This is a genomic window from Pseudomonas sp. ok272, from assembly GCF_900109995.1.
In the GTDB taxonomy this organism is placed as follows: domain Bacteria; phylum Pseudomonadota; class Gammaproteobacteria; order Pseudomonadales; family Pseudomonadaceae; genus Aquipseudomonas.
Genome location: NZ_FOCB01000020.1, coordinates 48,637 through 63,641, shown reverse-complemented (window position 1 = coordinate 63,641; position 15,005 = coordinate 48,637). Strand labels below are relative to the sequence as shown.

The following is a 15,005-nucleotide window of genomic DNA, read 5'->3' as shown; positions in this document are numbered from 1 at the left end:
CCCCGACCAGGCCCGCCCGTTCTACTACCAACTCGACCACCTCGGCACGCCCCAGGAACTCACCGACCACCGCGGCGAAATCGTCTGGTCGGCGACCTACACCGCCTACGGCAAACTCAACAGCCTCAACCACTTCGGCGGCCCACCACTCGAACAACCGCTGCGCTTCCAGGGCCAATACTTCGACCCCGAAAGCGGCCTGCACTACAACCGCCACCGCTACTACAATCCGGCCACCGGCCGCTACCTGACCCCGGACCCGAGCAAGCTGGCGGGTGGGGTGAATGCCTACCGGTACGCGCTGAACCCGACGGGGTGGGTGGATCCGTTGGGGCTTAATACTTGTCCTGGTGGGGATGGGTGTAGGCCGGCGAATGGGCCGCAAGACCCGGCTGGGAAGGTGGGGGTTGATGAGGGTGGGCCGGCGCTGCCTACAATCGTCCACGATGTTGATCCGAGTACTTTAAAAAGAACTCATGCGATATCTGGTAAGAGCTCAACTAAGAACGTAGAGAATATTGCAGCTGATATGCAAAAAAATGGTTTTGATGTAAAAAGCCCTATAGATGTTGTGGAAAGTGGTGGTGGTTTTTATATTCTTGATGGGCATCATCGAACGTTGGCTGCGAGACAGGCGCTGAGTAGGGTTTCAATAAGAGTGATTGTAGATATAAAGGTTCATAAAGGTAGCTTGAACACTGTAGATGAAGTTCTGGAGTCCGCAAGTAATGTTGGGCTTGACAGGTTGGAGCGACGAAGAAGATGAATGGCCCTGATGAAGAGTTACTGGCTATGGTGGTCGAATATCTTTCGAGAGTCGAAAGCGCCGTTGCATTATTTGAGGAAAGATTTGGTGTTCGATGTATTCTAAAACTATGGGGCTCAGGACATATAGATCGGTGCGGTGTGGTTTTTGAAGGTGTGACATATGAGCTTCATGGTATTGGTTGTGCCGTTCATTTCTCCGACGCGTGTATAGATTTTGATTATGGTCCTGAGGGTAGGACTGACGTTTTTGATGTGTGGAGGCTTTATATGTACGCCTGCGAGTTCCCCGTGAAGTATGCGAAATATGCGAGCAAGGAAGATCTTGAGTTGGAGTTTTATGAATACCTAGCATTGGGTGTTTTTGAAATGGTGTCTGGCCCTTTAAATGCACAGTACAGTTTGCGATGAAAAGGGGACGGATTTATTTTCGCGGCAAAATAAATCTGCCCCCTTTTTACTGAAGTAAGGTTTCGGAATGATGATATAACCAGGCCTTATACAGCCTATCCGGACTAAGGAGTAGTTATGCTGAAGTGGCCGCAATTTGACATCCCCTTTGAACCAGCGCTGTCGTATTGGCTAGGAGGCATTTCGGTATATGATCGCGAACAAACAGTTGGAGAGGCTGTTCGCGTGTACAACCCTAATGAAAGTAGCGAGAGGGAAGTAATTGTAAAAAAATTCCTGCTGAGTCGCCTTGATTACTTTTCTTACAGGCACAAATATCTACTATTAAGAATACTTGAGAACTCATTGAAGTCTTCAAATTTCGATTTCTCTAAAGAGTTCGAGGCTGATTATGATGAAAACTATTCTGTTGCATGGGATGAAACTGAAATAAATGATCCGCGTGGTTTTTTTGAGGATATTTATCGCCTGGCAAATGAGCAATGGAAAGACGATCTGCAGAAGGCCAGTCTCGAAGATCAGTCAACTTGGTAAAAAGAGAAAAAGGCGATTACGACACTGTATGCCAAGAGCGGGAGAGGTCTCTGGAGAGCTGTAGATTGGTGAAGGTTTCAGGAGGAAAGATCTAAAGTATGGCGAACAAAACAAGGCAATTGTTATATTGGATGACGGCGGTAACTCGACAACATCTTACACGGAGTTTAAGTGATGAGGTCAAGGTCAAGTATGGTTGTATTGAGAAGCTTGCTTTTTGTATTTGATATAGAGAATACGAGAAACGAGGAGCGAGAGGAGATAATAGTATCTAAAGATGTGAATGATCATGATGAGCTAGTCGAGTTGTTCGATATTTTACTGCGGCCGCAGTTTCTTATTTATACGTCGAGCGAGCGACAAAAAATCATTGACATGCTGGAATATTACGTGAGCACAGGTGATGATTTTGATGAGGTATTCACGAGGATTGATACCTACTTTGATGATGATGTTCAGGATCAGCATGGATTTATGAAGATATTGCTTGAGTGTTTAACTCGCTATCAATCGGATAGTAAATAGTAAATAGAGTAAAAAAGGAGGCACCCATTAGGCGGTCTCAAGTCAAGGTTAGGCTTGAAAAAGGAAAAAGGGGGCGAAACAGAAATAGCTGATCCGTGTGGTTTTTTTGAGGGTGTTTATCGGCTGGCAAGCGAGGGTTGGAAAGACGATCTGCATAAGGCCAGTCTCGAAGATCAGTCGACTTGGTAGTAATCAGTCGCGGGTCGGTTAGGGTTGGAAAGAGGGATATTTGAATATAAATAGTTCTACGCTCATGTTTGATTTTGTTGAATACGACAAAAGCGAATCATTGCGTGATCGCATGGATGATGCAGGTTGTGTATTTGAATTCGTGGTGCTCTCTCTTGAGACGGACTCGCTGGTTGGCGAAGCAACTCATCGGCAAGCCCTGAATGGACTGTATGATCAGATTATGAAGCGTGCATTTGATTGGCATTATGATCTGATCAAGTGCCCGGAGTATGCAGATAGCCCCGAACCAAGCCTGGACTGGGAGTTGGAAAAGGCTGTTGCTACCCCGTTGAGTGATGCCGAAGTAGCGAGCTTAATGCTGACCGATAATTATGCGAGAGGGCCATTGGCTCTCTACGGCCACTTTCGCGAACCCCCATATGGTACTGAATTCAAGTCCGGAGAATCGGAGGCTCAAGCGCTTTTCCATGAGTGGTGTGACGTTCTCGGGCTCATTACGAACGATGACATTGAAGTGATTAACTGGGTGAAAGGATTCCAGTATAAATTCACAAGCAATGAAGAGGCTATTCCAGGCCGTGAACCTTGGAGTGACTATTTTGATAGCGGCTTAGAGTGGTGGGGCGTTTGGTGTTTGACGATCTGGAATCCAAATCACCGTACCTTAAGTGCACTGATTGCTAGCACCACAGATTAAGGAATGAAGAAGGTGAAAAGGGACGAGTGTATTTTTAATCAAAAAATACACTCACCTCCTCTTCTTAGGCTTCCCTACGGAACGTGAGTGATGTTAAAAGACCCTTTCCTGAATGGGAAGTTCGAGCCAGATTTGATGTGGCTTATTGGGGTGTTTGATGTGTATGATCGAGAGGAAACTCTCAAAAAGGAAAAAGGGGACAGATTTATTTTCGCGGCAAAGTAAATCCGCCCCCTTTTTACTTGAAATTCGATCCAATTACGAATGTACCGTTTACGTTATTCCCAACTAAGTAGAGAGAATATGTTTATAGATCATGATGCTGGACAGCCGTATACCCCCCAACTGTCCTATTTTTTAGGATGTTTTGATATCTACGATCGCGAGGAAACACTCGGTGAGGAGTTGGCTAAATTCGACCCAAATAATCAGCTGGATAGAGAAGCGTTGATTCTTAAGTATTGCTTGCCTAGGAAACGTCCGCACAGGCAAAGATTCCTCCTTTACAAGTGCTTGGAGGAAGCTCTTAAAGATGATGATTACGACTTTGAAAGTCTCGTTATAGATGATCCAGAAGAATACTCTTCATATCCTGATGGATGGGAGGAAATGGAAAATGTCCGAGGTTTTTTTGAGGATATATATCGACTAGCAAGTGAGCTTTGGAAAGATGATCTAAATAAAGCAGGCCTCGAAGATCAGTCAACTTGGTAAAAAGAGAAAAAGACGATTACGACACTGTATGCCAAGAGCGGGAGAGGTCTCTGGAGAGCTGTAAATAGGAAAAATAGGAAAAAGGGGACAGATTTATTTTCGCGGCAAAATAAATCTGTCCCCCTTTTTACAGCGCCGGCTCGCGAAGGGGTCGAACATTCAATATCGATGTTGCCTGAGCCTGCGCCTTCGCGAGCAGGCTCGCTCCCACGTTGGAGGTTGGGGTGGGTTTACGAACACCCTGCACTCACCCATTCACGCGGTCAGCCCCGCCCTCCTCCACGCCTACCCCCCAAGGGATATATACAGCGCAAATCCCTCATTGCTAGTTTGGCCCCCGACGCACTGACTCATCACTGCACAGCGAGGGAGCCGACCCGTGAACGACAGCCAGCCAAGCGATATCGAATTCTGCAACGTGGTCAAACGCTACGGTGAGGTGCAGGCCGTCAATGGTCTGAACTTCGCGGTGCGGCGTGGCTCGTTTCACTCGTTCCTCGGCGGTTCGGGCTGCGGCAAAACCACGACCCTGCGCATGATCGCCGGGTTCGAGCAACCCACCAGCGGCGAAGTGCGCCTGGCCGGGAAGAACGTTGCCGGGGTGCCGGCCTTCGAGCGGCCGGTGAACATGGTGTTCCAGCACTACGCCTTGTTCCCGCACCTGACGGTGGCGCAAAACATTGCCTATGGCCTGCGCTATCGCACGCCGCGCCCCGACAAAAAGACCCAGTTGCGCATGGCCGATGAGGCCCTGGAGATGGTGCGCCTCAGTGGCTTCGGCCAGCGCAAGCCCAGCGAATTGTCCGGTGGCCAGCAACAGCGCGTGGCCCTGGCCCGGGCGCTGGTCAACAAGCCGACGGTGTTGCTGCTCGACGAACCCTTGGCCGCCCTCGACCGCAAGCTGCGCAAGGAGATGCAGTCAGAATTGCTGCGCCTGCAGCGGGAGGTCGGCATTACCTTTGTGCTGGTGACCCATGACCAGGAAGAAGCCCTGTCGATGAGCGACAGCATCAGCGTGATGTGCAACGGCTCGATCATCCAGACCGCCACCCCCGAGCAACTCTACGAAACCCCGGCCAGCCGCTACGTGGCTGACTTTATCGGCGAGTCCAATCTGTTCAACGGTACGGTGCAGCGCCTGCACGGCAATTCGGTGGTGTTGCGCACGGCCCAGGGCCTGGAACTGAGCAGCCCGCTGACCCCCACCGGCCGGGCCCTGAGCGCGGATGCCGATGGCTGCATCGCGGTGCGCCCGGAACTGATCAGCATCAGCGGCGCCAGCCAGCCCCTGGCCCGTGAAGTCACCCTCGACGGCAATGTGGAGGACCGCATCTACCTGGGTAACTCCACCGAATACCGCGTGCGCACCCAGGCCTTTGGCGTGGTCTGCGTGCGGGTGCCGCGCCAGCAGGATCACGGCGCCAATGCATTCGAACACGGCGCTGCGGTCAGCGTCGGCTGGGATCACGCCAACGGCCTGGCCATGGCGTTGTAAATCATCGTTTCATCAACCGGATGTGGAGCGTGTTATGGACCAGAAGACGTTTATAAAAACCCTGCGTAGCTGGCAGAATGGCTCGATCAGTCGCCGCGAGTTCCTTGGCCGTACCGGCCTGGGCCTCGCCGCCGCGGTGGTCGCCACCAACATGCCAGGCCTGCTGACTTCCACCGCCTACGCCGCCGAGCAAGGCAAGCTGGGCGATCGCCTGGCCCTGGCGACCTGGCCCAACTACCACAGCCAGGAAAACCTCGACAACTTCGCCAAGACCACCGGTGCGCGCGTGTCGATGAGCGTGTTCGGTTCCAACGAAGAAATGCTCGCCAAGTTGCAGGCCGGTGGCAGCGGCTGGGACGTGCTGGTGCCGACCAACTACACCATCAGCACTTACGTGGGCCTGGGCCTGATCGAGCCGCTGGACTTGTCGCGCATCCCCAACTTCGACGCCTCGGCCTTCCAGCAACGGTTCATGGCCCAGGGCACGGTGGACGGCAAGATCTACGCGGTGCCGAAGAACTGGGGCACCACCGGCCTGATCTACGACAAAAGCAAGCTCAAGGATGGCCCCACCAGTTGGAAGCAATTCTGGGAAGCGGCCCGTGGGCATGCCAGTGGCCGGGTGATCGTCCACGACTACCAGTTGACCGCCATCGGTAACGCCCTGAAGAGCTTCGGCTACAGCTTCAATTCCCTGGATCCCAAGGAACTGGCCGATGCCGAGAAATTGCTGATCGAGGTCAAGCCGCACCTGTTTGCGATCAACTCCGACATCCAGCCGTCGATGCGCAGCGGCGATGCCTGGATGGCCATGGCCTGGACCGGCGACGCCTCGCAACTGCACCGCGACAACGACCAGATGCAGTTCGAGTTGGGCAAGGAAGGTGGCGAGCTGTGGAGCGACTTCTTCGCCATCCCCAAAAGTTCGGAGCACAAGGACGCGGCCTACGCGTTCATCAACTACCTGCTGGACCCGCAGCACAACAAGCTGGAAGTGTTGAGCCACGGCTACCCCAGCGGTGACAAGCGCGTCGATGCCCTGCTGCCCACCGCCATGCTCAGCGATCCGATCATGTACCCGGCCGCTGAAGCCTTGAGCCCCCTGGAGTTCGGCGCTGCCGCGACGCTCACCAGCCCCGCGCGTGCCGAGTTGATGGCGCGCTTCAAGTCCGCCTGACTGCCTTGCCATGGCCAATGAGGAGCCGTCCATGAATGCCGCCACCCACCCGCACACGGTGCTGCCTGGCACTGCGCTGTCCACCGAGGTGCGCCGTCGGCGCAGCCTCGGCCGGCGGATCACCCTGCTGATGCTGTTGCCCTCGACCTTGTGGTTCCTGCTGCTGTTGTTGATGCCGCTGGTGATCATCCTGGTCTTCAGCTTCGGCGAGCGCAGTACCGTGGGTGGCTATGCCGGCGGTTTCACCCTGGCCAACTACCTGAACCTGGGTTCGCGGGCGGCGGCCTTCGGCAACACGCTGATGCTGGCGCCCCTGGGCACCCTGGTGTGCCTGGTAGCGGCCTATCCGCTGGCGTACTTCCTGGCCGTCAAGGTGACCAAGAACCGTTCGCTGCTCTTGACCCTGGTGATCGTGCCGTTCTGGACCAGCTTCCTGATCCGCACCTACGCCTGGATCTTCATCCTTAGCGGCAAGGGGATTCCGGCGCTGCTGGCCAGCCTGGGCCTGGAAGACGTGCGGCTGATCAACACGCCCTGGGCGGTGCTGATCGGGATCGTCTACGGCTACCTGCCGCTGATGGTGTTCCCGATCTATGTCAGCCTGGAGAAACTCGACAAGCGCCTGCTGGAAGCCTCGTCCGACCTGGGCGCCAGTGCCTTCGAGAGCTTTCGACGGATCACCCTGCCGCTGTCGGCACCGGGGATCATCACCGGGGTGATGCTGGTGTTCATCCTGCTGATGGGTGAGTTCCTGATCCCGGCGATCCTCGGTGGCGGCAAGGTGTTCTTTGTCGGCAACGCGCTGGTCGACCTGTTCCTGCAATCGCGCAACTGGCCATTCGGCAGTGCGCTGGCCATGACCCTGGTGGTGATGATGATGCTGATCATCGGCCTGTATTTGAAGCTGGTGGCGCGCTACGGCGGCCGCCCCGCCGACGGAGGCCTGTGACATGTGGCTACGCAGCTATTCCACCTCGCTGTACCTGTTTCTCTATGCGCCGATCGCGCTGATCGTGCTGTTCAGCTTCAACGCCGGGCGCAGTGGCCTGGCGTTCGAATGCTGCTCGGTACAGTGGTTCGGCCGCGCCTTCGGCAACCCGTTCATCATGGAGGCCCTGGGCAACAGCGCGATGATTGCCTTCAGTTCGGCGATCCTCGCCACGTTGTTCGGCACCCTGGCGGTGTTCGGCCTGCAACGGGCCGGGCGCCGTGTGCGCCTGTTGTTCGATGCCCTGACCTACTGCGCGATCATCATTCCCGGGATCGTCATCGGCATCTCCACCTTGATCGCCTTCATCAGCCTGTTCGACCTGATCAACCCGCTGCTGGCCGCCTGGCTGCCCCAGGTGCCACGGCTGAACATGGGCTTCTTCTCGGTGGTCGCCGCCCACTCGCTGTTCACCATGGCGCTGGTGATGGTCATCGTCCGCAGCCGCGTCGACTCCCTGGACAAAGCCTTGCAGGAAGCCTCGGCCGACCTGTACGCGCCGCCCCTGGAGACGTTCTGGCGGGTGACGCTGCCGCAGATTGCCCCGGCGATCATGGCTGGCTTCCTGCTGGCCTTCACCTTCAGCTTCGATGACTTCATCATTGCCTTCTTTGTGGCCGGCTCGGAGACCACCTTGCCGATCTATATTTTTTCTTCGATCCGCCGTGGCGTGACACCCGAGATCAACGCGATTTCCACCGTGATCATCTGCGTGTCACTGGCCTTGCTGTTCACTTCCCGTCATCTGCAAAACCGCCGCGCCGGCGCCCAGGAGTCTCACCATGCATGATCAGCACTACATCAATGGCGAATGGGTCGGCCCGGACCTGGGCGGCTACCTGGACGTCATCGACCCAGCCACCGAGCAGGTCTTCCATCAAGTAGCCGCCGGCACCGAAGAAGACATCGACCATGCCGTGCGCGCGGCCCGTCGTGGCTTCGACAACGGTTGGGGGCAAAGCACTGGCGCCGAGCGCGCGCAGTGGCTGGAAGCGCTGGCCGGTGAGCTGGAAAGCGGCCAGCAGGCGCTGGCCGAACTGGAAGTGCGCGACAACGGCAAGCCGTTGCCCGAAGCGCAATGGGACATCGGCGATGCGATTGCCTGCTTCCGCTTTTACGCCGGCCTGGCCCGCGAACTGGACGGGCGCCAGGACCAGCCGCTGGCCCTGCCCGACCCACGGTTTTCCTGCCGCATCCGCCACGAGCCCATTGGCGTGGCCGGGCAGATCATTCCCTGGAACTACCCGCTGCTGATGGCCGCGTGGAAAGTCGCCCCGGCCCTGGCCGCTGGCGCCACCGTGGTGCTCAAGCCGTCGGAACTGACCCCCCTGACCGCCCTGGAACTGGCCGCCGCCGCCGACCGCATCGGCCTGCCGGCCGGCGTGCTCAACGTGGTCACCGGCCTCGGCGCCGATGCAGGCAGCCCCCTCACCGATCACCCCGGCGTCGACAAGCTGGCCTTCACCGGCAGCGTGCCCACCGGGGCGAAGATCATGTCGGCCGCCGCCCGCGACATCAAGAACATCAGCCTGGAGCTGGGCGGTAAATCGGCGTTCATCGTGTTCGACGACGCCGACGTCGAGGCCGCGGTGGAATGGATTCTGTTTGGCATCTTCTGGAACCAGGGCCAGGTGTGCAGCGCCACCTCGCGCCTGTTGGTGCAAGAGAGCATCGCCCCGCGCCTGATCGAACGGCTGGTGGACGAAACCCGCAAGATCAGCATCGGCCCGGGCATGCAGCCCGGCGTGCTGTTGGGGCCGCTGGTGAGCCAGGGTCAACATGAGAAGGTCCTCGGGTTCATCGACCAGGGCCTGGCCTGCGGCGCCCGCCTGTTGACCGGTGGACGGCGTCCGGCGCACTTGGACCAAGGCTACTTCATCGAGCCGGCGATTTTCGATGAGCCGGGTTCCAGTAGCATCCTATGGCGCGAAGAAGTGTTCGGCCCGCTGCTGTGCATCAAGCGCTTCAAGACCGAGGACCAGGCGGTGCAGATGGCCAACGCCAGTCGCTTCGGCCTGGCGGCGGCGGTGATGAGCAGCGACCCGCAACGCACCGCACGCATCGCCAATCAACTGCGCGCCGGGATCGTCTGGGTCAACTGCTCGCAACCGACCTTCGTCGAAGCCCCCTGGGGCGGCATGAAACACAGCGGCATCGGCCGCGAACTCGGCCAGTGGGGGTTGGACAACTACCTGGAGGTCAAACAGGTGACCGAGTACCTCAGTGATCAGCCGTGGGGTTGGTACCTGAAGTAAGCCCTCATGCAAAACCGGTGGCAGCGAGACCGGCTTGCCGGCGATGGCGGCGGGTCAGGCAACAGGGATGTTGGGTGTGCCGGGGCTCTTCGCGGGCAAGCCTCGCTCCTACAGCGCAATACCGGTCATCTCGCCATTCAAACAGTCCGTGGCGAGCGCGCTTGCTCGCTCCCACCGGTATTAGCGTCGATACCGGGTTTTGTAATCGACCCAGATCCCCTGTGGGAGCCCCCTCGCCAAGGACGCACCGTGTTCAATCCAACACCGGCACCACCCGCGACGGCTTGACCGACTTGAACGAGAAGCTCGAATAGATCTCCTTCACCGCCGGCAAGGTCTGCAGCACCTCGCGGGTAAACTCGCCGAAGGACTCCAGGTCCTTGGCCACCACTTCCAATAGAAAGTCATAGCGACCGGACACGTTGTGACAGGCGACAATCTCCGGAATCTGCAGCAAGCGCTTCTCGAAGGTCCTGGCCATTTCCTGGTTGTGGGACTCCATCATGATGCTGACAAACGCCGTGACCCCGTAGCCCAGGGCCTTGGGCGACAGCACCGCCTGATAGCCGGTGATCACCCCGCTTTCTTCAAGGATTTTCACCCGCCGCCAGCAGGGCGAGGTGGTCAGCGACACCTGCTCCGCCAGCTCGGCGACGGTCAGTCGGGCATTGCCTTGCAGGGCACTGAGTAGTGCTTTGTCAGTCCGATCCAGGCCAGTGGGCATGTCTTGCCTCTTTATCTTGTTGAGATGCGTATTTATGCCAATTGACCGGTGATTCACGGGTCATTTTGGAATTTATTGTGTTGAATTTGAGCATAGCATTGTAGGAAATCTGGAGTGCTTGCCATGAACAATAAAAACAGCGACCTAGGCTTTTCTACCCGTGCCATCCACCACGGCTACAACCCGCAGGACAATAACGGCGCACTGATCCCGCCGATCTACCTGACCTCGACCTTCACCTTCCCTACGGCCGAATACGGCGCCGGTTGCTTTGCCGGCGAAGAAGCCGGGCATTTTTATACGCGCATCTCCAACCCGACGCTGGCGCTGCTGGAGTCGCGCATGGCGACCCTGGAGAATGGCGAGGCCGGGGTGGCTTTCAGCTCCGGCATGGGCGCGATTGCCGCGACCTTCTGGACCCTGCTGCGCCCAGGCGACGAGATCATCGTCAACCGCACCCTGTACGGCTGCACCTTCGCCCTGCTGCACCACGGCATCGGCGAATTCGGGGTCAAGGTCAAGCATGTCGACATGGCCGACCTCTCGGCCCTGCGTGAGGCCATCACCCCGGCGACCCGCATGCTCTACTTCGAAACCCCGGCCAACCCCACCATGCAGTTGGTGGACATCGCCGCCGTGGCCGAAATCGCCAGCCATCACCCGGACGTGAAGGTGGTGGTGGACAACACCTATTGCACCCCGTACCTGCAGCGACCGCTGGACCTGGGCGCCGACGTGGTGGTGCATTCGGCCACCAAGTACCTCAGCGGCCATGGCGACATCACCGCCGGCATCGTCGTCACCCGCCAGGACCTGGCCCAGCGCATCCGCCTGCAAGGGCTCAAGGACCTGACGGGCGCGGTGATGTCGCCCCAGGACGCCTTCTTGCTGATGCGCGGGCTCAAGACCCTGGCCCTGCGCATGGATCGCCATTGCAGCAATGCCCAGGTGATCGCCGAGTACCTGCAGGCGCACCCGGCCGTGGACTGGGTGGCCTACCCTGGCCTGCCGTCCTTTGCCCAGTACGCATTGGCCACGCGACAGATGAAGCTGCCGGGCGGCATGATCGCCTTCGAACTCAAGGGTGGCCTGGCCACCGGCCGTCAGTTCATGAACGCCCTGGAACTGTTCAGCCGCGCGGTCAGCCTGGGGGATGCCGAATCCCTGGCCCAGCACCCGGCGAGCATGACCCATTCCTGCTATACCCCCCAGGAGCGTGCCCATCACGGCATCTCCGAAGGCCTGGTGCGCTTGTCGGTCGGCCTGGAAGACATCGCCGACCTGCTGGCCGACGTCACCCGCGCCCTGGATGCGTGCGCTTAAGGGAGGTTGATCATGGCCACGCCCACAGACCCCGCCCACGAGAACGAGCGCAGCGACCCGGACCCGCAGGAAACCGGCGAATGGCTCGACGCCCTGGCCTCGACCCTCGACACCTGCGGCCCGGAGCGCGCCCGCTACCTGCTCAAGCGCCTGGAGCAATACGCCGGCGAACACGGCATCAACCGCGATAGCCAGGCGTTTTCCGCCTACCGCAACACCCTGTCCGTGGAGCAACAAGGCCCCTACCCCGGCGACCTGGCGCTGGAAGAGCACATCACCGGCCTGCTGCGCTGGAACGCCCTGGCCATGGTGGTGCGCGCCAACCACGCCTATGGTGAACTGGGCGGCCACATCGCCAGTTACGCCTCGGCGGCGGAAATCTTCGAAGTGGGCTTCCAGCATTTTTTCCGTGGCGATGGCGACAGCGGCCAGCGCAACGCCGACCTGGTGTTCTTCCAGCCCCACTCGGCGCCGGGCGTGTATGCCCGGGCCTTCCTTGAAGGTCGCCTGAGCGAGGAGCAACTGGCCAACTACCGCCAGGAAATCAACGGCCCCGGCCTGTGTTCCTACCCTCACCCGTGGCTGATGCCGGACTTCTGGCAGTTCCCCACCGGCTCCATGGGCATCGGTCCGATCAGTGCGGTGTACCAGGCGCGGTTCATGCGCTACCTGCAACACCGCGGCATCACGCAGACCGAAGGCCGGCACGTCTGGGGCGTGTTCGGCGATGGCGAGATGGACGAGCCCGAATCCATCGCCGGCCTGTCCCTGGCCGCCCGCGAACAGTTGGACAACCTGACCTTCATCGTCAACTGCAACCTGCAGCGACTCGACGGCCCCGTGCGGGGCAACGGCCAGATCATCCAGGAACTCGAAGCACTGTTCGCCGGTGCCGGCTGGAACGTGATCAAGGTGCTGTGGGGCTCGGAGTGGGACGCGCTGTTCGCCCGCGACACCGACAACGTGCTGCTCAAGCGCCTGGCGGCCACCCCCGATGGCGAATACCAGACCCTCGGCGCCCACGACGGCGCCTACAACCTGGAACACTTCTTCCAGAAAGACCCCAACGTGCGGCGCCTGGTGGAACACATGAGCGTGGAGGAGATCAACAACCTCAAGCGCGGCGGCCATGACTTCAGGAAACTCTACGCCGCCTTCGCCGCCGCCAAGGCGTGCAAGGGCCGGCCGACGGTGATCCTGGCCAAGACCAAGAAAGGTTATGGCATCGGTGCCGCCGGTGAGTCGCGGATGACCGCACACCAGGCGAAAAAACTCGACGTCGCCGCCCTGCTGACCTTCCGCGACCGCTTCCACCTGCCCCTGAGCGATGAAGACGTCGAACAACTGCGCTTCTACCGTCCCCCCGAAGACAGCCCGCAAATGCACTACCTACGTGCCCGCCGTCAGGCCCTGGGCGGGCCATTGCCGGCACGCCAGAGCGCAGCGCCGACCATCCCGGTGCCGGCGCTGGAGCTCAGCGGCGGCTTTGCCTTGCGGGCCGGCGGCAAGGAGATGTCGACCACCATGGCCGCCGTACGCATCCTCACCGCCTGGCTCAAGGCCCCACAACTGGGGCCCAGGGTGGTGCCGATTGTCGCCGACGAAGCGCGCACCTTCGGCATGGCCAGCCTGTTCCGGCAGATCGGCATCTACTCCCCCCACGGCCAGTTGTACGAACCCGAAGACAGCGGCTCGATCCTGTCCTATCGCGAGTCGCGCAGCGGCCAGTTGCTGGAAGAAGGCATCACCGAAGCCGGCGCCCTGTCGTCCTGGGTCGCGGCGGCCACCTCCTATTCGGTACACGGCGAGCCGATGCTGCCGGTCTACATCTATTACTCGATGTTCGGCTTCCAGCGGGTTGGCGATCTGATCTGGGCCGCCGCCGACCAGCGCTCGCGCGGCATCCTGCTCGGCGCCACGGCCGGCCGCACCACCCTGGGCGGCGAAGGCCTGCAGCATCAGGACGGCTCCAGCCTGGTGATGGCCTCGATGGTGCCCAACTGCCGCGCCTGGGACCCGTGCTTCGCCGCAGAACTGGCCGTCATCCTCGACCACGCGGCACGGCGCCTGCTGGAGCAGCAGTGCGACGAATTTCACTACGTGGCCGTGATGAATGAAAACTACCCGCAACCGTCACTGGAGGACGAGCACCACGCCGACCTCCTGCGCGGCCTCTATCGTTACTCCAGTAGCCACAGTGAACCGACGCGAACCCGCCTGCGGCTGATCGGGTCCGGGACCATCCTGCGGGAAGTCATCGAAGCCAGCGCCCTCCTCGCGCAGGACTGGGGTATCGACAGCGACGTATTCAGCGCCACCAGTTTCAGCGAACTGGCCCGCGAAGCCCGCGAGGCCCAGCGCGACAACCGCTTGCACACCGGCCCCCGACGCCACACCCAACTGGACAAATACCTGAGCGGCCACCTCCCCATCATCGCCGCCAGCGACTACATCCGCGCCTGGCCACAACTGATCGCCGAATACCTCAACGCGCCCTACACCACCCTAGGCACCGACGGCTTCGGACGTAGTGACAATCGCCACAACTTGAGGGAATTCTTTGAAGTAGACCGCCACAGCATCGTGATTGCCGGCTTGAAAAGCCTGGTGGATCACGAAGGATTGGATGCAAAGGTGCTGGCCGAGGCGATACAGCGTTACAAACCCAAGCCACCACACACACCCCCCTGGAACCAATAAGGCCTCACCTCCACTCAACAGGCCGAGCGGTAGCTCGCCTGCCGCTCTTGATCTGGCTGTTGATCTTGATCTGGCTGTTGATCCACCCGCCCCATCGGCAGGCTGAGCGCAGGTGTCCCGCTGGGGACTGGCGCACAGCGCCGTTCGACGCAGTCGAACACATTGCATGGAGGTGCAGCGAAGCAAACCGGAGGGCAATGCCCCCAGAGGGATAGCGTAGCGAAGGAACCCTAAGCCTAAGCGAAGGGCCGAACGCTCGGGGCGAGCCTTTTTGGTTCCTTTTGTGGCGTTTGACAAAAGGGACTCGACCGTCAGGGCGAAACCAACAGTCGCCGCACCCGCAGCAATGGATATGTACACCAACCGCCAGAACTAGGCCGGCCGGAAGGCCGCCTTCGCTCCCACAGTGGGTTCGAGAACACCCGCTAAAGATGAGTCGACTGGTGGGCCGTCTTCGCGAGCAAGCCCGCTCCCACAGTGGGTCCGAGAACACCCGCTAAAGATG

13 protein-coding genes are annotated in these 15,005 nt (G+C 59.2%); 12 read left to right on the top strand and 1 reads right to left on the bottom strand.

Annotated features, from left to right (window positions below; all coding sequences use genetic code 11):
- From BMW74_RS22340 to BMW74_RS22290, 10 genes are all read left to right on the top strand, one after another.
- The coding region (locus tag BMW74_RS22340) for an RHS repeat-associated core domain-containing protein (RefSeq protein ID WP_175479284.1) at nt 1-766 on the top strand (766 nt) is incomplete at its 5' end.
- Entirely contained in the window at nt 763-1,176 is a 414-nt protein-coding gene (locus BMW74_RS22335; protein ID WP_139208452.1) for a DUF6896 domain-containing protein, read from the top strand. The genes BMW74_RS22340 and BMW74_RS22335, both read left to right, overlap by 4 nt.
- 117 nt (nt 1,177-1,293) lie before the next feature.
- Nucleotides 1,294-1,710, top strand: coding sequence for a hypothetical protein (locus BMW74_RS22330; protein WP_093426300.1), 417 nt, complete (start codon nt 1,294-1,296; stop codon nt 1,708-1,710).
- A gap of 778 nt (nt 1,711-2,488) precedes the next feature.
- On the top strand, nt 2,489-3,124 hold the full coding sequence (locus BMW74_RS22320; protein WP_093426298.1) for a hypothetical protein: 636 nt from the start codon (nt 2,489-2,491) through the stop codon (nt 3,122-3,124).
- Between the two features lie 303 nt (nt 3,125-3,427).
- Nucleotides 3,428-3,838 (top strand): hypothetical protein, encoded by a 411-nt coding sequence (locus BMW74_RS22315; RefSeq protein WP_093426297.1) that lies wholly within the window; start codon nt 3,428-3,430, stop codon nt 3,836-3,838.
- A gap of 379 nt (nt 3,839-4,217) precedes the next feature.
- Complete coding sequence (locus BMW74_RS22310; RefSeq protein WP_093426296.1) at nt 4,218-5,333, top strand: ABC transporter ATP-binding protein; 1,116 nt, start codon at nt 4,218-4,220, stop codon at nt 5,331-5,333.
- A 34-nt stretch (nt 5,334-5,367) separates the two neighbouring features.
- Entirely contained in the window at nt 5,368-6,510 is a 1,143-nt protein-coding gene (locus BMW74_RS22305) for an ABC transporter substrate-binding protein (protein ID WP_093426295.1), read from the top strand.
- 31 nt (nt 6,511-6,541) lie between these two features.
- Nucleotides 6,542-7,459, top strand: coding sequence for an ABC transporter permease (locus BMW74_RS22300; protein WP_093426294.1), 918 nt, complete (start codon nt 6,542-6,544; stop codon nt 7,457-7,459).
- 1 nt (nt 7,460) lies between these two features.
- A complete protein-coding gene (locus tag BMW74_RS22295; RefSeq protein WP_093426293.1) occupies nt 7,461-8,288 on the top strand; it encodes an ABC transporter permease in 828 nt (275 codons plus the stop codon).
- Nucleotides 8,281-9,753, top strand: a complete 1,473-nt coding sequence (locus BMW74_RS22290) for an aldehyde dehydrogenase family protein (RefSeq protein ID WP_093426292.1) — start codon at nt 8,281-8,283, stop codon at nt 9,751-9,753. The genes BMW74_RS22295 and BMW74_RS22290 overlap by 8 nt, the downstream gene beginning before the upstream one ends.
- Nucleotides 9,754-10,006: 253 nt before the next feature.
- Here BMW74_RS22290 and BMW74_RS22285 read toward each other — a convergent pair whose 3' ends face one another.
- Entirely contained in the window at nt 10,007-10,477 is a 471-nt protein-coding gene (locus BMW74_RS22285) for an Lrp/AsnC family transcriptional regulator (protein WP_093426291.1), read from the bottom strand.
- A 123-nt stretch (nt 10,478-10,600) separates the two neighbouring features.
- Here BMW74_RS22285 and BMW74_RS22280 point away from each other — a divergent pair, with 123 nt between their 5' ends.
- On the top strand, nt 10,601-11,800 hold the full coding sequence (locus BMW74_RS22280) for a methionine gamma-lyase (protein ID WP_093426290.1): 1,200 nt from the start codon (nt 10,601-10,603) through the stop codon (nt 11,798-11,800).
- A gap of 12 nt (nt 11,801-11,812) precedes the next feature.
- Complete coding sequence (gene mdeB / locus BMW74_RS22275) at nt 11,813-14,500, top strand: alpha-ketoglutarate dehydrogenase (RefSeq protein ID WP_093426289.1); 2,688 nt, start codon at nt 11,813-11,815, stop codon at nt 14,498-14,500.
- Nucleotides 14,501-15,005: the final 505 nt, after the last annotated feature.

Coding starts and splice junctions, on each gene's coding strand:
- mdeB (WP_093426289.1), top strand. CDS start 11,813: ATGGCCACGCCCACAGACCCCGCCCACGAGAACGAGCGCAGCGACCCG.
- BMW74_RS22290 (WP_093426292.1), top strand. CDS start 8,281: ATGCATGATCAGCACTACATCAATGGCGAATGGGTCGGCCCGGACCTG.
- BMW74_RS22335 (WP_139208452.1), top strand. CDS start 763: ATGAATGGCCCTGATGAAGAGTTACTGGCTATGGTGGTCGAATATCTT.
- BMW74_RS22280 (WP_093426290.1), top strand. CDS start 10,601: ATGAACAATAAAAACAGCGACCTAGGCTTTTCTACCCGTGCCATCCAC.
- BMW74_RS22320 (WP_093426298.1), top strand. CDS start 2,489: ATGTTTGATTTTGTTGAATACGACAAAAGCGAATCATTGCGTGATCGC.
- BMW74_RS22305 (WP_093426295.1), top strand. CDS start 5,368: ATGGACCAGAAGACGTTTATAAAAACCCTGCGTAGCTGGCAGAATGGC.
- BMW74_RS22285 (WP_093426291.1), bottom strand. CDS start 10,477: ATGCCCACTGGCCTGGATCGGACTGACAAAGCACTACTCAGTGCCCTG.
- BMW74_RS22330 (WP_093426300.1), top strand. CDS start 1,294: ATGCTGAAGTGGCCGCAATTTGACATCCCCTTTGAACCAGCGCTGTCG.
- BMW74_RS22295 (WP_093426293.1), top strand. CDS start 7,461: ATGTGGCTACGCAGCTATTCCACCTCGCTGTACCTGTTTCTCTATGCG.
- BMW74_RS22315 (WP_093426297.1), top strand. CDS start 3,428: ATGTTTATAGATCATGATGCTGGACAGCCGTATACCCCCCAACTGTCC.
- BMW74_RS22300 (WP_093426294.1), top strand. CDS start 6,542: ATGAATGCCGCCACCCACCCGCACACGGTGCTGCCTGGCACTGCGCTG.